This window comes from Ferdinandcohnia salidurans, from assembly GCF_042680725.1.
Lineage (GTDB): Bacteria > Bacillota > Bacilli > Bacillales > Bacillaceae_L > Ferdinandcohnia > Ferdinandcohnia salidurans.
This window is the reverse complement of sequence record NZ_JBHUEK010000031.1, coordinates 22,721-44,601: the sequence shown is the minus strand read 5'-3', so window position 1 is coordinate 44,601 and position 21,881 is coordinate 22,721. Positions and strand designations below refer to the sequence as shown.

Annotated in this window: 21 protein-coding genes and 1 other annotated feature; of the genes, 2 read left to right on the top strand and 19 right to left on the bottom strand. The window is 38.2% G+C overall.

Going from position 1 to position 21,881, the window contains the following annotated elements; translation table 11 throughout:
* Positions 1–120 precede the first annotated feature (120 nt).
* The 12 genes from leuD to ACFSFW_RS20710 form a co-directional block, all read right to left on the bottom strand.
* The gene (gene leuD / locus ACFSFW_RS20765; protein ID WP_388041056.1) at positions 121–708 is read right to left on the bottom strand and encodes a 3-isopropylmalate dehydratase small subunit; all 588 of its coding nucleotides are present in this window, start codon (positions 706–708) and stop codon (positions 121–123) included.
* Positions 709–710: 2 nt separating this feature from the next.
* Entirely contained in the window at positions 711–2,138 is a 1,428-nt protein-coding gene (leuC, locus tag ACFSFW_RS20760; protein ID WP_388041053.1) for a 3-isopropylmalate dehydratase large subunit, read from the bottom strand.
* 97 nt (positions 2,139–2,235) lie between these two features.
* Positions 2,236–3,348: a 3-isopropylmalate dehydrogenase gene (leuB, locus tag ACFSFW_RS20755; protein WP_388041050.1), complete on the bottom strand. Its 1,113-nt coding sequence runs from the start codon at positions 3,346–3,348 to the stop codon at positions 2,236–2,238.
* Between the two features lie 53 nt (positions 3,349–3,401).
* Entirely contained in the window at positions 3,402–4,946 is a 1,545-nt protein-coding gene (locus ACFSFW_RS20750) for a 2-isopropylmalate synthase (RefSeq protein ID WP_099352077.1), read from the bottom strand.
* The gene (gene ilvC / locus ACFSFW_RS20745) at positions 4,933–5,961 is read right to left on the bottom strand and encodes a ketol-acid reductoisomerase (RefSeq protein ID WP_388041048.1); all 1,029 of its coding nucleotides are present in this window, start codon (positions 5,959–5,961) and stop codon (positions 4,933–4,935) included. Before ilvC ends, ACFSFW_RS20750 begins: the two co-directional genes overlap by 14 nt.
* 74 nt (positions 5,962–6,035) lie before the next feature.
* Positions 6,036–6,554, bottom strand: a complete 519-nt coding sequence (gene ilvN / locus ACFSFW_RS20740) for an acetolactate synthase small subunit (protein ID WP_099352075.1) — start codon at positions 6,552–6,554, stop codon at positions 6,036–6,038.
* On the bottom strand, positions 6,551–8,269 hold the full coding sequence (gene ilvB, locus ACFSFW_RS20735; RefSeq protein WP_388041045.1) for an acetolactate synthase large subunit: 1,719 nt from the start codon (positions 8,267–8,269) through the stop codon (positions 6,551–6,553). The genes ilvN and ilvB overlap by 4 nt, the downstream gene beginning before the upstream one ends.
* A gap of 270 nt (positions 8,270–8,539) precedes the next feature.
* Positions 8,540–8,798: a binding site (T-box leader), on the bottom strand.
* Positions 8,799–9,368: 570 nt separating this feature from the next.
* Positions 9,369–9,782: a group I intron-associated PD-(D/E)XK endonuclease gene (locus ACFSFW_RS20730; protein ID WP_388041043.1), complete on the bottom strand. Its 414-nt coding sequence runs from the start codon at positions 9,780–9,782 to the stop codon at positions 9,369–9,371.
* A gap of 693 nt (positions 9,783–10,475) precedes the next feature.
* Positions 10,476–10,985, bottom strand: a complete 510-nt coding sequence (locus ACFSFW_RS20725) for a metallophosphoesterase family protein (protein ID WP_388041041.1) — start codon at positions 10,983–10,985, stop codon at positions 10,476–10,478.
* Positions 10,982–11,587 (bottom strand): XTP/dITP diphosphatase, encoded by a 606-nt coding sequence (locus ACFSFW_RS20720; RefSeq protein ID WP_304217673.1) that lies wholly within the window; start codon positions 11,585–11,587, stop codon positions 10,982–10,984. The genes ACFSFW_RS20725 and ACFSFW_RS20720 overlap by 4 nt, the downstream gene beginning before the upstream one ends.
* A gap of 1 nt (position 11,588) precedes the next feature.
* Positions 11,589–12,338 carry a ribonuclease PH gene (rph, locus tag ACFSFW_RS20715; RefSeq protein ID WP_304217676.1) on the bottom strand — a complete coding sequence of 250 codons (750 nt, stop codon included), beginning with the start codon at positions 12,336–12,338 and terminating at the stop codon, positions 11,589–11,591.
* Between the two features lie 139 nt (positions 12,339–12,477).
* Positions 12,478–13,548: a GerMN domain-containing protein gene (locus ACFSFW_RS20710; RefSeq protein ID WP_388041037.1), complete on the bottom strand. Its 1,071-nt coding sequence runs from the start codon at positions 13,546–13,548 to the stop codon at positions 12,478–12,480.
* Between the two features lie 164 nt (positions 13,549–13,712).
* Here ACFSFW_RS20710 and ACFSFW_RS20705 point away from each other — a divergent pair, with 164 nt between their 5' ends.
* Positions 13,713–14,633, top strand: a complete 921-nt coding sequence (locus tag ACFSFW_RS20705) for a nuclease-related domain-containing protein (protein WP_388041034.1) — start codon at positions 13,713–13,715, stop codon at positions 14,631–14,633.
* Between the two features lie 621 nt (positions 14,634–15,254).
* Here the strand turns inward: ACFSFW_RS20705 and racE are convergent.
* The 7 genes from racE to ACFSFW_RS20670 form a co-directional block, all read right to left on the bottom strand.
* Complete coding sequence (gene racE / locus ACFSFW_RS20700) at positions 15,255–16,049, bottom strand: glutamate racemase (protein ID WP_388041031.1); 795 nt, start codon at positions 16,047–16,049, stop codon at positions 15,255–15,257.
* Positions 16,050–16,059: 10 nt separating this feature from the next.
* Positions 16,060–16,518: a MarR family winged helix-turn-helix transcriptional regulator gene (locus ACFSFW_RS20695; protein ID WP_099352066.1), complete on the bottom strand. Its 459-nt coding sequence runs from the start codon at positions 16,516–16,518 to the stop codon at positions 16,060–16,062.
* Positions 16,519–16,751: 233 nt separating this feature from the next.
* A complete protein-coding gene (gerE, locus tag ACFSFW_RS20690; RefSeq protein ID WP_010678342.1) occupies positions 16,752–16,976 on the bottom strand; it encodes a spore germination transcription factor GerE in 225 nt (74 codons plus the stop codon).
* Between the two features lie 180 nt (positions 16,977–17,156).
* Positions 17,157–17,606 (bottom strand): acyl-CoA thioesterase, encoded by a 450-nt coding sequence (locus tag ACFSFW_RS20685; RefSeq protein WP_388041027.1) that lies wholly within the window; start codon positions 17,604–17,606, stop codon positions 17,157–17,159.
* A 158-nt stretch (positions 17,607–17,764) separates the two neighbouring features.
* Positions 17,765–18,523: a succinate dehydrogenase iron-sulfur subunit gene (gene sdhB, locus ACFSFW_RS20680; RefSeq protein WP_099352064.1), complete on the bottom strand. Its 759-nt coding sequence runs from the start codon at positions 18,521–18,523 to the stop codon at positions 17,765–17,767.
* A gap of 1 nt (position 18,524) precedes the next feature.
* Positions 18,525–20,285 (bottom strand): succinate dehydrogenase flavoprotein subunit, encoded by a 1,761-nt coding sequence (gene sdhA, locus ACFSFW_RS20675; protein WP_304217693.1) that lies wholly within the window; start codon positions 20,283–20,285, stop codon positions 18,525–18,527.
* Between the two features lie 72 nt (positions 20,286–20,357).
* Positions 20,358–20,969, bottom strand: coding sequence for a succinate dehydrogenase cytochrome b558 subunit (locus ACFSFW_RS20670; protein ID WP_099362112.1), 612 nt, complete (start codon positions 20,967–20,969; stop codon positions 20,358–20,360).
* A 392-nt stretch (positions 20,970–21,361) separates the two neighbouring features.
* Between ACFSFW_RS20670 and ACFSFW_RS20665 the strand changes: the two genes are divergently transcribed.
* Positions 21,362–21,817, top strand: a complete 456-nt coding sequence (locus ACFSFW_RS20665; RefSeq protein ID WP_099362113.1) for a YslB family protein — start codon at positions 21,362–21,364, stop codon at positions 21,815–21,817.
* The last annotated feature ends 64 nt before the right edge of the window (positions 21,818–21,881 follow it).

The following is a 21,881-nucleotide window of genomic DNA, read 5'->3' as shown; positions in this document are numbered from 1 at the left end:
CCCAAACTCATTTTTCTACTTGAGTTATAAGTGTACCAATGAAAAAAAGAGAAAACAATAGTGGTACCATGGTTGGTGACAAAAAAAGAGACAAAGTCTGATGGACTTTGTCTACAATTATTAGTTCGCAGTTTTGACTTCGTACTCTTTAATTTGTTGTTCATAGGAAAGAGTCTTGTCAATCTCATCCCAACCATTGATCAACATTTCCTTCCAGTATGAATCAATTGTAAATTCTGTTTTGAAACCTTTTGAATCGACGATTGTTTGTTCCTCTAATGAAATTGTGCATTGATAATCAGCGGAACTCGCTTCTTTTAAAAGATACTCGATCACGCTTTTTTCTAATACGATAGGTAGAATACCATTCTTCAAGCAGTTATTATAGAAAATATCTGCAAACGAAGGAGCTAGGATTGACTTAAATCCATAGTCTTGTAATGCCCATGGAGCATGCTCACGAGAAGAGCCACAACCAAAGTTTTCATTTACAACAAGAATAGTCGCACCTTCATTTTCTTTTCGATTTAATTCAAAATCTGGATTTGGGCTTCCGTCAGCTTCAAAGCGCCAATCGAAAAAGGCATATTTTCCAAACCCGGTTCTTTCAATACTTTTTAAAAATTGCTTCGGAATGATTTGGTCTGTATCCACATTGTTTCGATCCATTCCTGCAACTTTACCTTGATGTGTGATAAATGGTTCCATAATTATGCCTCCTCCCCAGCTGTTACCTTTTGAATTTTACGAACATCTACGAATTTCCCATAAATAGCTGCAGCTGCTGCCATTGCCGGACTCACTAAGTGTGTACGAGCACCCTTACCTTGTCGTCCTTCGAAGTTACGGTTTGAAGTTGAAGCACATCTTTCACCAGCAGGAACTACATCTGGGTTCATACTTAAGCACATGCTGCATCCAGCATCACGCCATTCAAAGCCAGCTTCACGGAATACATCAGCAAGACCTTCTTTTTCGGCTTGTTGCTTCACTTGTTGAGACCCTGGAACGACTAAAGCCCGTACATTAGGGGCCACCTTTTGACCACGGATAATTTCAGCCGCTTCACGTAAGTCACCAATTCGTGAATTTGTACATGATCCGATAAATACATGTTGAATTTCAACTTCATTAATCGGCGTTCCAGGAGCAAGCTCCATATATTCATAGGCACGTTGAGCAGACTTCTTGTCTACCTCTTTGCTAAAATCCTCTGGATATGGAACTGTATCTTCAATAGTTATACTCATAGATGGGTTAGTACCCCATGTAACAGTAGGTAAGATTTCATCTGCATGAATTTCTAGAACTTTATCGAAAGAAGCTCCCTCATCAGTTGCAAGAGCTCTCCATCTTTCAACAGCTGCATCAAATTCAGCATCTGAAGGGCTATGCTTTCTTCCTTTAAGATAGGAGAATGTTGTTTCATCTGGGCTAATTAAACCAGCTTTCGCTCCACCTTCAATTGACATATTACAAATGGTCATTCTTTCTTCCATTGACATGTTTCGAATTGCTTCACCTGTATATTCGATTACATGTCCTGTTCCAAAATCAATTCCAAACTTACGGATAATGGATAAAATAACGTCCTTCGCATATACACCAGGTGATAATGTTCCAACTACATTTACCTGCATAGTTTTAGGTTTTTGTTGCCATAATGTTTGGGTAGCAAGTACATGTTCTACCTCACTTGTCCCAATTCCAAACGCTAAAGCTCCAAATGCTCCATGTGTAGATGTATGGCTATCCCCACATACAATTGTTTTTCCTGGTTGTGTTAATCCAAGCTCAGGCCCAATAACGTGAACAATTCCTTGTTCAGGGCTATATAGATCTGCTAAAGGTACATTAAATTCCTTACAGTTTTTCTCCAATGCACTCATTTGTTTAGCGGCGATCTCATCCTTCGTTTGGAAACGATCACTTGTAGTAGGTACGTTGTGATCCATTGTCGCAAATGTTAAATCAGGTCTTCTGACTTTTCTATTTTTTATACGTAAACCTTCAAAGGCTTGCGGAGAAGTTACTTCATGGACAAGATGTAGGTCAATGTATAGTAGGTTTGGTTTCCCCTCTTCATGATTGATAACGTGCTGATCCCATATTTTTTCAATAATCGTTTTCGGTGCCATTAGTATCTTCATCCTCCTTTTTCACTTTTTTTGAAAAGATAAGCTCGGTATATACCGAGCTATCAGTGGGTCTAGCTTTGCAATTGATAAATTTTATCTATGCATAGCAAGACATAATATTTGAAATCGCCCCGTCCTCAACTAAGGCTTCTTTAATCTTTTCCACCATCTCTGTTGTTGAAATTGCTTTACCTTGTGGTTGAACGACATCTGCAGTGCGGTAACCAGCAGCTAATACATCATCCACGGCTTTTTCTATTGCTTTTGCCTCTTCTTCTAATCCAAAAGATAAGCGTAAAAGCATAGCAGCAGATAATATGGTTGCAATTGGATTTGCGATATCCTTACCAGCGATATCTGGTGCAGAACCATGAATTGGTTCAAAAAGACTCGGTCCATCCGTCGATAAACTTGCTGAAGGAAGCATGCCAAGTGATCCTGTTAACATGGATGCTTCATCACTTAAAATATCTCCAAACATATTCTCAGTAACGACTACATCAAATTGTCTAGGGTTTCGGATTAGCTGCATGGCTGCGTTATCCACTAGCATATGCTCTAATGTAACCTCTGGATAAGAAGCAGCAACTTCTTCAGCAACCTCACGCCACATTCTGCTAGATTCCAAGACATTAGCTTTGTCTACAGAAGTCACTTTCTTCTTTCTGGTCATAGCCATTTCAAATGCTTTTTCAATGATTCTCTTCATTTCAGAGCGTTTGTAGGAAAGAGTATCAACAGCTGATTCTTCGCCATCTTCAATCTTTCTTCCACTTGGCTTTCCAAAGTAAAGTCCACCAGTAAGCTCTCTGACGATTACAAAATCCGCATTTTCAATCACTTCTTGTTTGAGTGGAGAAGCGTCTAGTAAGCTATTAAAACAAGTTACCGGTCTTACATTAGCAAACAAGTTTAAGGCTTTTCGAATTTGTAATAATCCTTTTTCAGGACGTAAATGTGGAGGGTTTGAATCCCACTTCGGACCCCCTACAGCCCCTAGCAATACAGCATCACTTTGTTTACATACTTCCAGTGTTTCCGCCGGAAGAGGAGTGCCTTCAGCGTCTATAGCTGAACCACCTATTAAAGCGTGTTGAAATGTAAACTCATGATTGTATTGTCCGGCGACTGCCTTCAACACTTCGATTGCCCCTTTAGTCACTTCTTTGCCAACGCCATCTCCACGAAGTACGGCAATACTCTTCTTCATATTGACTCCTCCTCTTATATCTTATCTACACTGAAAATAGTAAATTTAAAAGTTTAAACTCCAACTTTTTCAAGTAGCTTCTTATTCTTTTCAACTGCTAAAAGTCTGTTTACTGCATTCACATATGCTCTTGCAGAAGCTTCTAAGACGTCTTGTGCAGAACCTCTTCCACTGCTTTCAACATTCTCATGTTTTACTTTTACAAATACCTCTGCAAGTGCGTCACGCCCTGCGCCGACAGATTGGATTCGGTAATCATCTAAGGTAATTGAAATACCGAAGCAACGTTCGAGTGTATTGTAAAGTGCTTCAACACTTCCTGATCCTGTTGCAGCCTCTTGGATTTGGTTACCTTCACGATCTGTTAAGGTAATTGTTGCAGTAGGAATTTGGTTAGTACCGTATTGAACTTGCAAAGAAGTTAATTGATACATATCCTCCACATTCGCTACCTTCTCATCTACTAATAATGTGATTAAATCATCATCAGTAATTTCTTTCTTTTTATCTGCTAAATCTTTAAATAGCTTAAAAACACGGTTAACTTCTTGATCATCCAATGTGTAACCCAATTCTAAAATACGGTTGCGGAATGCGTGTCTACCTGAATGCTTTCCTAGTACCATTGAATTTGATTTCACCCCTACTAATTCTGGAGTGATAATTTCATAGGTCGTTTTTTCCTTTAACACACCATCTTGGTGAATACCTGATTCGTGTGCAAAAGCATTTCTCCCAATTACAGCTTTGTTTGGAGGAATAATCATACCTGTTAATTTACTTACTAAATCACTTGTACGCTTGATTTCATCCAACTTTAATCGAGTGTGTGCTTTGTAGAAGTCCTGACGAATATGGAGCGCAACTGCAACCTCTTCTAATGAAGCGTTACCCGCCCTTTCACCAATTCCATTGATGGTTCCTTCTACTTGTAAAGCACCATGTTCAATTGCTGATAATGAATTTGAAACAGCCATTCCAAGATCATCATGACAATGAGTAGATAGAATAACTTTATCAATATTCGGTACGTTCTCTAGTAAATAGGTGAACATTTTACCGTATTCTTCTGGTGCTCCATATCCAACTGTATCTGGTAGGTTAATTACATTCGCTCCTGCATCAATGACTTCTTTTACGATTTTAGCTAAGAAATCTAATTCAGTGCGGCTAGCATCCTCTGCAGACCATTGGATGATTGGGAAGAATTTTGATGCATATTTTACACTCTCTACTGCTGATTGAATCACTTGATCTGGTGTCTGTTTAAGCTTGTATTTTCTATGAATTGGGGATGTAGCAATAAAGGTGTGGAGACGAGGCTCCGCTCCACCCTTTAAAGCTTCCCAAGCACTATCGATATCACTTTTTACAGCTCTTGATAAACCCGTAACAGAAACATTTTTGATGGTTTCAGCAATTTGTTTAACTGACTGAAAATCACCTTCGGAGGCAGCTGGGAATCCGGCCTCCATGACATCCACATTGAGTCGTTCCAGTTGCTTAGCAATTTCAAGTTTTTCGTGTAAGTTTAAGTTTACTCCAGCAGACTGTTCTCCATCTCTTAATGTAGTGTCAAAAATATTAATTTTCCGCACTGGCACCCACCACTTCTTTCACTTGTCTTTGTTTTACGAAAGGCATCATTGCACGAAGTTTCTTACCTACTACTTCAATTTGGTGTTCAGCTTCAATTTTGTTAATAGCATTGAATTCTGGACGATTTGCTTGGTTTTCAAGGATCCAGCCTTTAGCAAACTTACCTGTTTGGATATCTTTTAGTACTTCTTTCATTTCTGCTTTTACACTGTCAGTTACGATACGTGGTCCAGTTACGAAATCTCCCCACTGAGCTGTGTCAGAAATTGAATATCTCATTCCAGCTAAACCTTCTTCATACATTAAATCAACGATAAGTTTTAATTCATGTAAACATTCGAAGTATGCAACTTCTGGTTGGTATCCAGCTTCTACTAATGTTTCGAATCCTGCTTTAACTAATGCAGAAGTTCCACCACATAATACTGCTTGCTCACCGAATAGATCTGTTTCAGTTTCTTCTTTAAATGTAGTTTCTAGAACGCCCGCTCTAGCTGCTCCAATTCCTTTTGCATACGCAAGCGCAATTTCCTTTGCGTTTCCAGATTCGTCTTGCTCGATCGCGATTAGTGCTGGTACTCCAGCTCCTTCAGTAAATGTACGGCGTACTAGATGTCCTGGTCCTTTTGGAGCTACTAAGAAAACATCTACGAAGTTTGGTGGTACGATTTGGCTAAAGTGAATGTTAAAACCATGAGCAAATACTAATGCATTTCCTGGCTCTAATCCTGGTTCGATTTCTTCCTTATATACCTTGGGTTGATTTTCATCTGGAAGTAATACCATAATTACGTCTGCTTGCTCTGCAGCTTCTTTAACAGAATAAACTTGTAGTCCATCATTTTTTGCTTGCTCAAAAGATTTTCCTTGACGTAGACCAACAATTACATCAACGCCACTTTCACGTAAGTTCAGTGCATGTGCGTGTCCTTGTGAACCGTAACCAATGATCGCAACCTTCTTATTTTGTAAAACTGAATCATTTACATCTCCGTTATAATATACCTTTGTCATTTTAAAATCTCTCCCTTATTAGAATTAAGTTATATATGGTAATGTGATTAAACCCTTAAGTGATGAAAATGTATTTACACAATAGAAATATTCTTTGGATTCGAAGCTGTTTTTTGGTTGCCTCTTGTAAATGCAGTTGTGCCTGTACGGGCAACTTCTTTAATACCGTACGGCTTTAAGAGGTCAATTAAAGCTTCAACTTTTTCTGATTCTCCTGTAACTTGGATAACCAGGCTTTCCTTACTTACATCAATAATGGATGCTCGGAAAGGATCTATTAAGCTATAAATCTCATTTCTATTTGATGGACTGGATGCTACTTTAATGAGAGCAAGCTCCCTAGCCACAATGGCTTGATTCGTAATATCCACGACCTTTATAACATCAATTTGTTTGTTTAGCTGTTTTGTAATTTGTTCAACAACCGTTTCCTCATCGAGGTGAATCACAAATGTCATTCGTGAGAGTCCCTCCGTTTCGGAATGTCCCACTGTAATGCTTTCAATATTGTAGTGTCGTTTTGTTAACAGGCCAGTGATTCGGTTAAGTACACCAGCGCGGTTATTTACTAGTAATGTGATGATTCTTTTCACAGTTTAACACCTACCATTTCATGATGACCCTTTCCTGTAGCTACCATTGGATATACATTTTCGAAAGGCGTCACATTAAAGTCCATAAGAACTGGTCCCTCGTATTCAAGTGCTTCTTTTAACACTTGCTCTGCTTCTTGTTCATTTGTAGCTCTTAAACCTTTAATGCCATAAGCATCAGCTAGTTTCATAAAATCTGGCTGATTAGGAATCAAGGAATGTGAGTATCTCTCTTTATAGAAGAGTTCTTGCCATTGTCTAACCATTCCTAAAGCTTTGTTGTTAAGAATGATGATTTTGATTGGTAGATTTAATTCATGAATGACTGAAAGTTCTTGAGAAGTCATTTGGAATCCACCATCTCCTAGTATGGCAACCACAGTTGAGGACTTTTCAGCTAGCTGTGCACCAATACTAGATGGTAAGCCAAAGCCCATTGTTCCAAGTCCACCTGATGTTACCCAACGATTTGGTTTTGTAAACTGATAGTATTGCGCAGCCCACATTTGATGCTGGCCAACGTCAGTTGTAACAATTGCTTCCCCATCTGTATATTTATAAATAAGTTCTATCAATTTTTGTGGTTTTAGTTCATCTGCTGATGGTTTATAAACAAGTGGATATTCTGCTTTCCATCCAGCTAGTTTTTCTCTCCATTCTCCGGAATCTCCAGGTTTACCATCTTGGTGAACTAGAGCTTTAAGAACCTCTTTCGCATCCCCTACCACAGGAATCTTAGTAGGTACGTTTTTCCCGATTTCAGCAGGATCAATATCGATATGTGCGACTGTTGCGTAAGGAGCAAAGTGTTCTAGGTTTCCAGTTACACGGTCATCAAATCTAGCTCCAATGCTGATTAATAAATCACATTCATGCAAAGCCATATTCGCTGAGTATGTTCCATGCATTCCTGCCATACCTAGATATAATGGATGATTAGCAGGGAATCCACCTAAACCTAACAGTGTATGTGCTAAAGGGATATTTTGTTGTTCAACATATTCTCTTAATTCGTCGGCTGCTTTTGCGAATATTACCCCTGCTCCTGCAAGTATAACTGGCTTTTTCGCTTGGCTGACCGCTTCAACTAGCTTACGAATTTGCAGATGATTTGGGTGAATTGTCGGCTGATAACCTGGCAACTGAATTTCTTGATCATAATCAAATTCCGCTTCATTTGCTGTCATGTCTTTTGGAATATCAATTAATACAGGTCCTGGTCTTCCAGAAGTTGCGATATAAAATGCTTCTTTAATTATTTTTGGTAGGTCTTTAACATCCCTTACCTGGTAACTATGTTTTGTAATTGGCATTGTGATTCCAAGAACATCCGCTTCCTGGAAAGCATCTGAACCAATTACTGATGAAGCAACCTGACCTGTAAATACAACAAGTGGAATTGAATCAATCATCGCGTCTGCTAATCCCGTCACAATATTTGTTGCACCCGGTCCAGAAGTTGCAATGACGACACCTGGTTTTCCTGAAATTCTCGCATACCCTTCAGCTGCATGTATACCACCTTGTTCATGTCTAGTTAATACATGAAAAATTCCTGAGTCATATAAACTATCATAAATATTAAGTACAGCACCGCCAGGATATCCAAAAATGACTTCTACGTTTTCCCTTTTCAATGCTTCGATTAGCATTCGGGAACCATTCATTTTTGTAGAAGCTTTAGTTTGATCTTCCACTTTTGCATTTACGCCCATTTTTTCTTACATCCCTTCCTTATAGTAAATATATTTCTCTAATCAAATATGCCTTGGTATATTTGCGCCCGATTTTTTTAGGCCCACATGAGGTGGGTCACAAAGACGTTGCCACAGGACGTGGCGTTCTTAGTCTTTGATCCTATGCTCGAAAAATTCCCTTTGAAAAATCGAGGCATCCGCCGGAGGCTTTTAACTTGATTCAGACCGTGTCTGAATTAAGATAAAAAAAATAAAATGCCAATCCACCCACTAGACCAATTTCTTGGTCGAAGGGGTGAAAAGGCATTTATCACTTTCCACGGTACCACCCTTGTTCGCGATCTAAAAGACCACCTCAGGAACAACTTTTGTTGTTCATTTTGATAACGGGTGAGCTGTTACCAAACACCCGGTTAGCTCTACTACAAATGTTTCAAGCTAACACTCTGAGGTGAGTTCATCCAACGGGATAACACCGGCTTCCAGCAGTACCGGCTCTCTGTTGATATCTTTACGTTAGACTACTTATCCTCTTCAACGTTTATGAATATTCAATATTTTCAAGTTACATTTCTATTAGCTTTATGCCCTAGGCACCACTTTAATACCTAAAAACATAAACGCTTTACACGATTGAAAACTTAGGTTCAAAAAATAATCCAAATCCATGACCTTCCACCTTTTTAGTAAAAGAATGGATTAGTTATGATAGGACTTTTCTAAGTTGCCAATTTACTTATTCATTTTCTTTTTTGGTAGAAAATATTTGATATTAGAGCCTATATTACGCCCATTTTTTATCGGAGTCAACACCATTTTAAAGAATTGTTAGATTATTTTGATTTGAAAAACTATCTGAATCCGCTTACAACTTAGAAATGACGCGGTTTTTAGAATTGAAAGAATTCGTTGAAATTTTTGTGTCTGAAAATTATTAATTCAGGTGTGGTATAGGTAGCAATCTTTCAAGGTCCATTTTCAACAACTGATCGGAGGAATTACTTAAATTTTTGTTCGTCCATGAGTCCATTGGACAAATAAAAAACACTTCCATTCATTTACATGAAAAGAAGTGTTTGTGATTGATTATGTAAAATGGCTATGCTAAGGAATAAGCCTACGGGAGGTTACGAAAATCCTTAACAAAGTGAACATTCTTTTGCTGATTATTCTTTGGATGATTTACTCTCAGGGTTAGTGATTTATTGCGGAACTTTGGATCGAAATAGTAACATTCATCGGTGTCGGGACAATATACACAATAAACGTCAATTTCTTGTTTATTTGTTTCCTTGGTTACTATTCCCTTGCTATTACAGTATGATGACCGAAACCTAACTTCCAACACACCCTTTTGATTTAATTCTCTATACTTTACTTGCACTCTTTTAAATTGGTGGTTCTTATAAACAACCAAGTCAAAAGGAGCATGTTCTGTGTGAAGTGTTAAAATCATATATCCTTTTTCATACAAATCAACCTGAGCCTTTAATACTCCTAAATCCCCTTTTTGTTTAGTATGGTGTTCCAAGCTATCACCCCTTTGGAGACATAAGCTTCTCTTCAAAAAAACAGCGAACATATATTCTTATCCCCTAACATAACTATACCATGTACTATTTTATTTTGCTATACAAAAAACCTCTTATATCAAGAGTATGAAGTCCTAATTTGGACTTTTACTCTAACGATATAAGAGGTTCATATGACGTTATTTACGATTATGTAAAATGGCGTCCCAGGAGAGATTCGAACTCCCGACCGACGGCTTAGCTTACCACTATGACTTTCGTCACCAACAATTGTTGTTTGTAGTCTGGACTATATCTTCACCATTTCAGGTGCGACACGTGTAGTCTCTACGGAACCTCATGATAATCATTTGAAGATTATTCTTTGGAGTTTCTACCATCAATTTACTTGATCATTCGAATCTCCTCAATCTCATACGAGACATAAGTTTCCTCGGTATTACCATCAGCTGAAAACTGTTAAGGCTTCACCGATATAGTGTCGTCCACTCTATAAGTTCTTCTTTCCTTATAGAGGCTCCTATTTTCTTGAAGGCCGTTGCTCTATCCTGCTGAGCTACTGGGACATTTTAATTTTTCCCGCTAAGTTATTAGCGACATTTTTTATTATAGTCAGATAGGAATCAGATGTCAACACATTTTGAAGAAAAAATTTTAAAAGGGAGTATTTTTTTACTCCCTAAGCTATTGTATCATAAGTTTACCTTGGTTGATAACTCCTCAACAACATTTCCTTCACTATCGTAAAAAACAACATCAGCTTGATTATTATCAACCTCTACTATTACATAAGTTCTTTCCTTGCGCATTCTTGGCAAGCGGAAACTACCTGGATTAATAAATAAAACATCGTCAATTAATTCAGCCCCCGCTATATGTGAATGTCCGAAACAAACAATAGATGCTCCGACTTCTCTAGCACGATAGGATAGATTCATTAATGACATTTTTACATTATATAAATGACCATGTGTTAAATATACCTTAAGCCCATTTAAAAGAATAATCATATCATTCGGGTAGTTAGAGTCAAAATCACAATTTCCTCTGACTACTGAAAATCCACTCATTTCTTCTGATTGAGATGACAACTCAGAATCCCCGAGATGAAGCATAAATTCCACATCATTCTTATGCCGCTCCTTAATGTCGAGTAATTCCTTTGTTAATCCATGACTGTCACTCAAAATTAATACCTTCATCTTTGAAACTCCTCACGATCTTTTAACAGCTCGTCTAGTTTTCTAAGTGCATTCCCACGATGGCTAATAAGATTTTTCTCATCTTTTGATAATTCAGCCATTGTTTTACCCTTAACAGGCACAAAAAAGATTGGGTCATAGCCGAATCCATTTTCCCCAACAGGCGTATCCGTAATGACACCCTCACAGGTTCCCTCTACAATTTCCGTTTTTTCTCCGGGAATTGCCAAAGCTAGTGCACAATGGAATCTAGCCGTTCTTTTTTCATCGGGAACTCCTTTTAATTCTTCTAATACTTTATTAAGGTTATCCACATCATTTTTATGCTCACCAGCATATCTAGCTGAATAGACGCCAGGTCTACCCTCTAGATAGTCAATTGCAAGTCCAGAATCATCTGCTATAACAGGTATGTGGAGCTTTTTAGCAATAGCTTCTGCTTTTATTTGGGCATTTTCTGCAAATGTTACGCCCGTTTCTTCAATATCCTCTATATTGGGATAGTCGACCAATGATTTTACGTCTATACCTTTGCTTGCAAATAAATCTCTAAATTCCTTTACTTTCCCTTTATTTTTAGTAGCAATCATGATTTCCTTCACGTTAAGAGTCCTTCTTTCCAATTAAGTCTACTAAATCTCCTAATGCAGCTCTCTGCGCCTGTATCAACTCGGTAATCCCTTTTTCGGCTAATTCTAATAATGTTTGTAGCTGCTGTCGTGAAAAGGTCGATTCTTCCCCTGTTCCTTGAAGCTCAACAAACTCTCCCGCTCCAGTCATCACAACATTCATATCAACATTTGCAGCCGAATCCTCTATGTAATTTAAATCCAGAATTTCCCCTTTTTCAGGATCAATTCCCACTGAAGTAGCCGCTAAAAAATCTGTGATGGGAAATGAACTCATCTTTTTACCTTGATAGATTTTATGTATTGCAAGGACCATCGCCACAAAAGCACCGGTTATCGAGGCTGTCCTTGTACCACCATCCGCCTGAATGACGTCACAATCAATCCAAATTGTTTTTTCACCGAGCTGCTCAAGATTAACTACTGATCGTAGAGCACGCCCAATTAAACGCTGAATTTCCATCGTTCTTCCGGAGATTTTTCCTTTAGTCGCTTCTCTCATATTCCGCTGTTCAGTCGCTCTCGGGAGCATTGAGTACTCCGCTGTAATCCAACCCTTACCAGAACCCCTCATAAAAGGAGGCACCCTATCATCAATGCTCGCATTACAAATGACCTTTGTATCCCCAATCGTAATTAAAACCGACCCCTCAGGATGTTTGATATAATTCACTTCAAACTGAATCGGTCGTAACTGATTATGTAATCGTCCATCAACTCTCAAAAAATAAAAACCCCCTGTCTGTCCTTTAAAAAGCAGGCTACACACTGCCCACCATCCTTTATATAGTATAGCAAAATTTTGTTTTTCTATCGTCTCCCATAAGAAAAAGGTGTGAACAATGTCCACACCCTCTCTCTTTTTAGAAACTACCTGTATTCACATTTGCTGGACGTGTTACTGGTTCAGTTAGGGATTTCCCATCCTCAGTAACCACATCTTCACTTCCATTTACCGTGATAGCAACACTCTTCACTTCAGGCTGCTCAGTTAAAGATAATACTAACGAGTTAATAACATGCTTAGAGATCATTTTCTCGTTAAAGCTACCAAAGATAGCTTCATTAAAATCTAGAGTAACATTGCCATCTTCCACTTTCGCACCTAGTAGTTTTACATCTTGGTGAATTTCGCTTATTAAATTCGAAGACATATTAGGTCCATCAATTAGCGCATTAACTACTGCAGAAACTCTGTCATCTCCAGTATTTTCAATACGCTTCGTTACAGGTACATAGTACTCTGCGTCTTCATTTTGCACATAGAAATAGAGTGTCACAGGGCGGCTATTTGTAATATCGACTACTCCGCTGTTATCAATGTTAATCCCATCGGCTCTACTCAAATCCGTCGGAATCGGAGTACTATTAACAGGCATTTCATCTAATTTATATCCATTTACGCTAATTACAACGTTATTTACATTATCAAATTGGGTTAATGTCCAAGTAATGGCTTGTAAGATTTTTGCTTCATCCTCAGGATTATAAGTGCCAAATTCCTTCGAGAAGTCAGCTGTAATCGTGCCATCCTCCAATTTCACATCCACAACCGTATCCTGTGGAATAACCGCTCTAAATCCATCTGGCAGCATTTCATTTAACGGGCCACCCGCTACTAGATATTCAAGGACTTGTCTTGCCGCAGCATCTGTCTTCGGAAGATCTACAGTATATGGTACTACTAGACCACTATTATCAATTAGATACAGGTCACGTTTTACTGTTTCAGTTGTAGCTTCCTCTTGGTCAGTAGCCTCAGTAGCTTCAGTTTCTGAGTTATCCCCCTTTGCTACTGTCTCATCCACCGCTTCGTTTTTAGGTGGATCCATTTGTTTAACTTCTTCCTCTCCACCAAATAAGCCACATCCTGAAAGTAGAACTGTAGATGTAACAACTGTTGCAGCTATTGCAGATTTAGTTATTTTACGCATTCTTTTCCCTCCTAAGGCAGTTTGTACTACTATGTATACGAGCCCTCTTTTCAAATTAGACCGCTTTTTCATGAAAAAAATGGACAAAATGTTTTGATTTTAGAAGGAAATAGATTGTAAAATAAAGGAGTAAGATTTAAATATTTCGATAGGATGTGTTGTGTTTGATAATTAAAAAACGTACTGAACCTCTTGAATTACAACTCCTAAAGTCTAACCGAGCACGAAAGAAAGTCCCTGAAAAAATCGAGAATCAAATCATTACGCTCGAAAAAGGTTTCATTGGAGAAACAATGTTTGATCAGCGTATGGAAAGTCTTTCACTTGATTCCCTTACCATCAACGACTTGCTTCTAGAAACGAACAGCACTCATTATCAAATTGATTCACTACTTATTTCCCCACCCAAGATTCACATATTCGAAGTAAAGAACTTTGAAGGTGATTACATAGTAAAAGGAGACCAATGGAAAAGCTTATCAACTAGGAAAGAGATCAAGAATCCCCTTCTACAGCTATCCCGAAGTACCTCTCTGCTAAGACAATTACTCCAACAACTCGGTCCCAACCTCACCGTCGAAGGCCACCTCATTTTTATAAATCCCGAATTCTACCTCTACGAAGTTCCACCAAATCTACCAATTGTATTTCAGCCTCAACTTAATCGTTTTATACGCACCTTAAATGCGCAGCCATCAAAAATTTCTAATACACATCAAACGTTAGCAAAAAAATTGCTTTCGTTACATATTAAAAAGTCTCCTTTCTCATTGCTACCAAAGTATTGTTTTGATGAATTTAAAAAAGGGATATTGTGTGGGGAGTGTTGGAATGGGTTTATGGAGATTGGGAATCAATACAAGCTGGTTTGTGGTAAATGCGGGAATAATGAGGATATTGAAGCAGCTGTAATTAGAAGTGTGGAGGAGTTAAGACTGCTTTTTCCGGATCTGAAAATTACAACGATGACGGTTTTTGATTGGTGCAAGGTTATAAAAGATAAAAGAACTATCAGAAAAATCCTTGCGAGTAATTACAATTTCGTATCATCGGGAAAATATTCATATTATAAGGCTAAAGAGTGATTCATGTTTTCAAAATAAAGCTAATTTCTACTCATGAGTGGAATGCTGTTCTGGTTCAATATATAGTGTTTTCGTTACAGGTTATTTAGTTTTTTCCTTTGAGCGTGCAGCGCTAAACTACTCTTGCGGGACACGCTTCTTCTTTTTTCCTTCGAGCGTGTACCGCTAAACTATTCTTGCGGGGCATGCTTACTCTTTTTTCCTTCGAGTGTGTACCGCTAAACTACTCTTGCGGTACATGCTTACTCTTTTTTCCTTCGAGCGTGTACCGCTAAACTACTCTTGCGGGACATGCTTCTTCGTTTTTCCTTCGAGCGTGTACCGCTAAACTACTCTTGCGGGACATGCTTCTTCGTTTTTCCTTCGAGCGTGTACCGCTAAACTACTCTTGCGGGACACGCTTACTCTTTTTTCCTTCAAGCTTGTACCGCTAAACTATTCTTGCAGTACACGCTTACTCTTTTTTCCTTCGAGCATATGCATCTTTAACTCTAGACTCGACTCACGAAACACACTCTTGCTATTAAACGAGTACGCGTACCTCTTATGTCCTAGCATCATCCCGACTTACCGAATTTCTAATAACAAAAAAGCCCCACCCGGGACTTTTTTTCTCTACTCCTACAATTTCACCGATTTCACATTATATACCGGTTCTTCAAACCAGTTACTGGCGATTTGTTGGAAGATTTCTTTTTCGCCTGTTGTGAGGAACAGGTGGCCTTTTTTTGACGGTTTTTTATTCAATAGTCCGCTATAGAAGAGCACTGTACTCACTTCACGGGCTGTCTCGGCACCGGAGTCAATTAGTTTGATTCCATCTCCAAGATAGTTCCGAATGGTATTATGAAGTAATGGATAATGGGTACAACCAAGGATCAAGGTGTCGATTTCTTTACCCCGTAAGGCCTCTAGGGATTCAGCCACAATTTGTTCGGCATGGGGACCAGTGAACTCTCCTGCCTCGACGATTGGAACAAATCGTGGGCATGCAAGACTTGCGACATTGATTTGATTGTTGATTGATTTTAGAGCATCTACATAGGCACCACTTTCGATCGTGTTGACTGTGCCGATAACTCCGACATAATTATTTTTTGTAACCTTTAGGGCGGTTCTTGCTCCTGGGTAGACGACACCAATTACGGGAATTGACAGTTCAGCTTGAATTTCATCCAACACCAGGGCAGTAGCCGTATTGCATGCAATGACAAGCATTTTGATTTTATGTGACAATAAATAGTTCGTCAGCTCCCACGTAAACTGACGAACTTCTTCTATAGGTCTAGGTCCATAAGGACACCTAGCGTTATCACCTAAATATATGATTTCTTCATTTGGTAATTGTCTAATTATTTCCCGAGCAACGGTTAAACCGCCTACCCCTGAATCGATAACTCCGATTGGTCTGTTCAAATGATTCGCCTCATTCTACTCGCATTTCTTGATGTAATTTTCTAAGACTCTTTTCGAGTTGGGTAACTTCTTCACCAGAGAAGTTTTCCATGATTTCCTGTAGGTAATCTTGTCTTTTCTTGATTACCTCTTCGATAATACGTTCTCCTTCTTCAAGTAAATGAATTCGAACGACACGACGATCTTTTGGGTCTTTTACGCGCATTACAAGCGAATTTTTTTCCATGCGGTCTACAAGATCTGTTGTCGTGCTGCAAGCCAAGTACATTTTATTTGATAATTCACCAATTGTCATGTCTCCAAGTTCAAGTAACCATTGAAGAGCTATAAATTGGGGTGTTGTAATTGTAAAGTTGCTAAGGATTTCTCGGCCTTTTTGTTTAAGTAAGCCCGAGATAAAACGAAGTGATTTTTCGATATCTGCGATTACTTGGTAGTCTTTTGTTTCATTGCTCTCTTTAACAGTCATTACATCCTCTCCTAGTAAATTGTTAGTGGTAAAATCCAACTGATTTCTCTTGTATTACAGTTGCTTCATTGTATGCAAAATGTAAAGACGCATCGTATAAGAAAAAAAACTATATTATTCTTATTTTCTACTTTTTTCGCGCAAAAAGCAAGTTGAAGTTATTTAGGAAATATGTAAAATGCCCTAAATAAGTAACCGGCTACCTTACATAAGTAAAAGGTAACCGGTAATACTTAAAGTTCAAGTTCTCCCATACGAAGGAGCTCTACAACTGCTTGAGAACGCCCCTTTACTCCCAGCTTCTGCATCGCATTCGATATGTGGTTACGAACTGTTTTTTCGCTTATGAATAGCTCACTTGCGATATCTTTCGTTGTTTTGTCTTGAACTAGTAATTCAAAAACTTCTCTTTCTCTCTTTGTTAGTAGCGGTTTTGGTTGAAACTCTTTCTCCTTCAAGTATTGTAACCCTCCTTGCTAAGGTTCAAGCTGAACTACTGGATGGGTATATATTTAGTCACCATATAATATGAGAAGGAGAGTGTTGCTGTGACTGTTAAAAGGTTGATATGTAGACTTTTTTGCGTCCATTTTTAGATGTATTGGTATTTTTGTTTTATTTGACTCATATATTATAGGTTAGTGATTTTTTAACATTTGCTTCATCTCTTCAGACCATGGCTCACCTTTTCCTGTTCGCTTTGACATTTGAACAAGTGTACTCCTACCGACAAAACAAACGGATCCTTCTTTATCTTTAGCCATATAATGAATATCCATTGAGGAATTGCCAAGATGATTTATTTTCGCATACAGTTTAAGTTGTTCACCGAAATAGACTTGTTTCAAATAATCACATTGTTGGTTTGCAACCACCGGGATTGTTTCGCTTGATTTGTCAGTCCACCTTTGCATAAACCCTACATGATTAAAATATTGAATTCTTGCTTCCTCAAAGTAAGCAAAGGGGACTGTATTGTTTAAATGTCCAAACATATCTGTTTCGGAAAAGCGTACCTGAATTGGTTGATAAAATTCAAATGTATTCTCCCATGTCTCAAATTCATCGATATACGTAATATGCTTCATTCCAATAGCTCCCTTACATAAGATTATTCAAATTGCAGTTAAGTGGTGCGTTATTCTAATGGGGAATTTTAATGCCTTCTATGAGGTATACTTTTAAAAACTCTTCGTAAAAAAAGCACTCCTCCATATGACATGAAGGAGTGCTTTCAATGTTTCTATTAGACTTGGTCACTACCAAACATATTTCTGAATGCTTGGATAGATGTGTCTCTGTTTAGAGCTGCAATTGAAGTAGTGAGTGGAATACCTTTTGGACAAGACTGTACACAGTTTTGTGAGTTACCACAGTTTGCAAGGCCTCCGTCTCCCATAATTGTTTCTAAACGTTCAGCTTTATTCATAGCACCAGTTGGATGTGCGTTGAATAAACGTACTTGTGATAATGGTGCTGGACCAATGAAATCAGACTGGCTGTTAACATTAGGACATGCTTCAAGACAAACACCACATGTCATACATTTTGATAATTCATATGCCCATTGACGCTTTTTCTCAGGCATACGAGGTCCAGGACCCAAGTCGTAAGTTCCATCGATTGGGATCCAAGCTTTTACTTTTTTCAATGAATCAAACATTCTACTACGGTCAATTTGTAGGTCACGAACGATAGGGAATGTCTTCATTGGTTCAAGTTTAATTGGTTGTTCAAGTTGATCAATAAGTGCTGAACATGATTGGCGAGGTTTACCATTGATAACCATTGAACATGCACCGCAAACCTCTTCCAAACAGTTCATATCCCAAGTAATTGGGGCAACTTGATTTCCATTAATATCTACCGGATTACGACGGAATTCCATTAATGCAGAAATTACGTTCATATTTTTACGGTAAGGAACCTTGAATTTGATTACATATGGTTCAGAATCTGGAGTATCCTGACGAGTTACATGAAATTCAACTGTTTTTTCACTCATCTTACTTTGCCTCCTTATTCTTAGTATAGTCACGTTTACGTGGTGTGATTAATGAAGTATCTACGTCTTCATAATGGAATGCAGGCGCAGTTTCCTTCCCAGTAAATTTAGCCATAGTAGTTTTTAAGAAGTCCTCATCATTACGATCAGGGAAATCAGGCTTATAGTGTGCTCCACGGCTTTCGTTACGGTTATATGCACCAATTGTAATTACACGTGCTAGTTGAAGCATGTTTTGTAATTGACGAGTAAATGTAGCACCTTGGTTGCTCCATTTAGAAGTGTCATTGATATTAATATTTTTGTAACGCTCCATAAGCTCTTGAATCTTTTCATCAGTCTTTAATAGCTTGTCATTGTAACGAACTACTGTTACGTTATCTGTCATCCACTCACCAAGTTCTTTGTGAAGGATGTATGCATTTTCGGTACCATCCATTGCCATGATGTTATCCCATTTCTCTTGCTCTTGTTTTACATGGCTATCGAATACAGATGAAGAAATGGAATCTGTACCTTTTTTAAGTCCTTTGATGTAATTAACTGCGTTTGGACCAGCAACCATACCACCGTAGATAGCTGATAATAGAGAGTTAGCACCTAAGCGGTTTGCTCCGTGCTGAGAAAAATCACACTCTCCTGCAGCAAATAATCCAGGGATATTCGTTTGTTGATGATCGTCAACCCATAATCCACCCATTGAGTAGTGAACTGCAGGGAAGATTTTCATTGGAACTTTACGTGGATCATCACCCATGAATTTTTCATAGATTTCAATAATTCCACCTAATTTGATATCAAGTTCTTTTGGATCTTTATGAGAAAGATCTAGATAAACCATGTTTTCACCATTGATACCAAGCTTCATATCTACACACACATGGAAAATTTCACGTGTTGCAATATCACGAGGAACTAAGTTTCCGTATGCAGGATATTTTTCTTCTAAGAAGTACCAAGGCTTTCCATCTTTATATGTCCATACTCGTCCACCTTCACCACGAGCGGATTCACTCATTAGGCGAAGTTTGTCATCTCCAGGAATCGCTGTTGGGTGGATTTGGATAAATTCACCATTTGCATAATATGCACCTTGTTGGTACACGATTGATGCAGCAGATCCAGTGTTGATAACTGAGTTTGTTGTTTTACCAAAAATAATTCCAGGGCCTCCAGATGCCATAATAACAGCATCAGCAGGGAATGATTTAATTTCCATTGATTGAAGGTTTTGAGCTACGACACCACGACAAATCCCTTCATCATCTTGGATAATTCCCAGGAATTCCCAACCTTCGTACTTTGTAACTAATCCTGCTACTTCGTGACGGCGAACTTGCTCATCTAATGCATAAAGCAATTGTTGACCAGTTGTTGCACCAGCGAATGCAGTACGGTGGTGTTGAGTTCCCCCGAAACGACGGAAATCAAGTAAACCTTCTGGTGTACGGTTAAACATTACACCCATACGGTCCATTAAGTGAATAATTCCTGGTGCTGCTTCACACATAGCCTTAACCGGCTTTTGGTTTGCCAAGAAGTCTCCACCATATACTGTATCATCAAAGTGGATCCAAGGAGAATCCCCTTCACCTTTTGTATTAACTGCACCGTTTATCCCACCTTGTGCACAAACAGAGTGAGATCGTTTTACAGGTACGAGTGAAAATAAATCAACTTGTGTTCCTTCTTCAGCAGCTTTGATGGTAGCCATTAATCCAGCTAGTCCACCACCAACTACGATAACTTTTCCTTGACTCAAAGTAACTCACTCCCCAATAAAGAGATCGTTCATCTTGTGTAAAAAAATGTGAACGTTCTAATTTTCATATTCTTAAACGAAAGCAAAAAGTGTTGTAACACCTACTATTGATAAAGCAATGAAAATAATGATTGTTACATATGTTGCAATTTGTTGCGAACGTGGAGTTATTGTTAGCCCCCAGCTTACAGCAAATGACCATAGACCATTTGAGAAATGGAAAATTGTAGAGATTACACCAACAAGATAGAAAATAAGCATTGCAGGTGAATCTAGGATATTCTCCATCATTTGGAAGTTAACTTCTGCTCTTCCTAAAGCGTAAGCAATTCGTGTTTCCCATACATGCCATGCCACAAAAATAAGAGTAATAATACCAGATATACGTTGTAAGAAGAACATCCAGTTACGGAAGAAACCGTATCTACTCACATTATTCTTTGCAGTAAAGGCAATATACAGACCGTAAATTGCGTGAAATAATAATGGCAGATAAATAATAACTACCTCTAAAAGGATTCTAAATGGAAGATTCCCCATAAAACCAGCAGCATTGTTAAATGCCTCTTCCCCTCTTGTCGCAAAGTTATTCGCCATTAAGTGTACGATTAAGAACACCCCAACAGGTATTACACCTAATAATGAATGAAGTCTGCGATTAAAAAATTCACGATTACCAGCCATACTTTAACCCCCCTTAGTAATAAAACGTGCCCACACGGCACTCCCTTGTAATATTTCATCCTGTATAAATATGTAAAAGGACGATATAAAAACTGATAACTGAAAACCTTTGCAGGAATCTACAAATTTAATTATTGTAGATAAATAGACAAATGCTGCATGTAATTTTCTTTTATCAGTATAATGTAACAAATTCATTTTACTCCCATAAAGCAAGAGCGTCAAGGAAACAAATCCACAAATTATTCATAAAAATGATAATAATTGTACACATATGAATGTAGTAATACTAAATAAAAATCAGTTCTCTCTGACAAAAAGAAACAAAAAAATTCATGTTTTTCTTATACCCTCATGTTATATAATAAAGAATGGAGAAAGAGGGGAATGCAGTGAAGAACGTTAACATCAACGAACAAAACGTAAATACAAGTGAACAGTCTGTTTCCGTATTTGGGTACGAACTTTTACGAGAAGTTTTAATTCCTGATATTCTCGGGAAAGAAACGCCACAGATTCTATATTGGGCTGGAAAAAATCTTGCCCGAAAATTCCCCTTACCTACTACGGAAGAAATCATCTCATTCTTTCATGATGCTGGATGGGGAGACCTTAAGGTAGAACGTTTGGATAAAAACTCCATTGAATTTCATTTGGAGGGTTCGATCGTATCTACTCGCTTTAAACGAAGAGATATTTGTACATTCCAGCTTGAATCTGGCTTTCTTGCCCAACAAATTCAACAACAGAAAAATCGAATCACTGAAAGCTTTGAACAACAAAAAAGAAGAGCTCAAAAAATTATATTTACGGTAAAATGGGACCCAAAAGATATCACCGAAGAATAAAAGCCTGCACATTTCGTGCAGTTTTTTTTATTATAAAAAAAGGGTGTCCAAATTCCTTTGAACC

Bases quoted from the DNA above. Each gene is read 5' to 3' on its own strand.
- leuD (WP_388041056.1), bottom strand. From the start codon at position 708: ATGGAACCATTTATCACACATCAAGGTAAAGTTGCAGGAATGGATCGA.
- leuC (WP_388041053.1), bottom strand. From the start codon at position 2,138: ATGGCACCGAAAACGATTATTGAAAAAATATGGGATCAGCACGTTATC.
- leuB (WP_388041050.1), bottom strand. From the start codon at position 3,348: ATGAAGAAGAGTATTGCCGTACTTCGTGGAGATGGCGTTGGCAAAGAA.
- ilvC (WP_388041048.1), bottom strand. From the start codon at position 5,961: ATGACAAAGGTATATTATAACGGAGATGTAAATGATTCAGTTTTACAA.
- ilvB (WP_388041045.1), bottom strand. From the start codon at position 8,269: ATGGGCGTAAATGCAAAAGTGGAAGATCAAACTAAAGCTTCTACAAAA.
- ACFSFW_RS20725 (WP_388041041.1), bottom strand. From the start codon at position 10,985: ATGAAGGTATTAATTTTGAGTGACAGTCATGGATTAACAAAGGAATTA.
- ACFSFW_RS20710 (WP_388041037.1), bottom strand. From the start codon at position 13,548: ATGCGTAAAATAACTAAATCTGCAATAGCTGCAACAGTTGTTACATCT.
- ACFSFW_RS20695 (WP_099352066.1), bottom strand. From the start codon at position 16,518: ATGACTGTTAAAGAGAGCAATGAAACAAAAGACTACCAAGTAATCGCA.
- ACFSFW_RS20685 (WP_388041027.1), bottom strand. From the start codon at position 17,606: ATGAAGCATATTACGTATATCGATGAATTTGAGACATGGGAGAATACA.
- sdhB (WP_099352064.1), bottom strand. From the start codon at position 18,523: ATGAGTGAAAAAACAGTTGAATTTCATGTAACTCGTCAGGATACTCCA.
- ACFSFW_RS20670 (WP_099362112.1), bottom strand. From the start codon at position 20,969: ATGGCTGGTAATCGTGAATTTTTTAATCGCAGACTTCATTCATTATTA.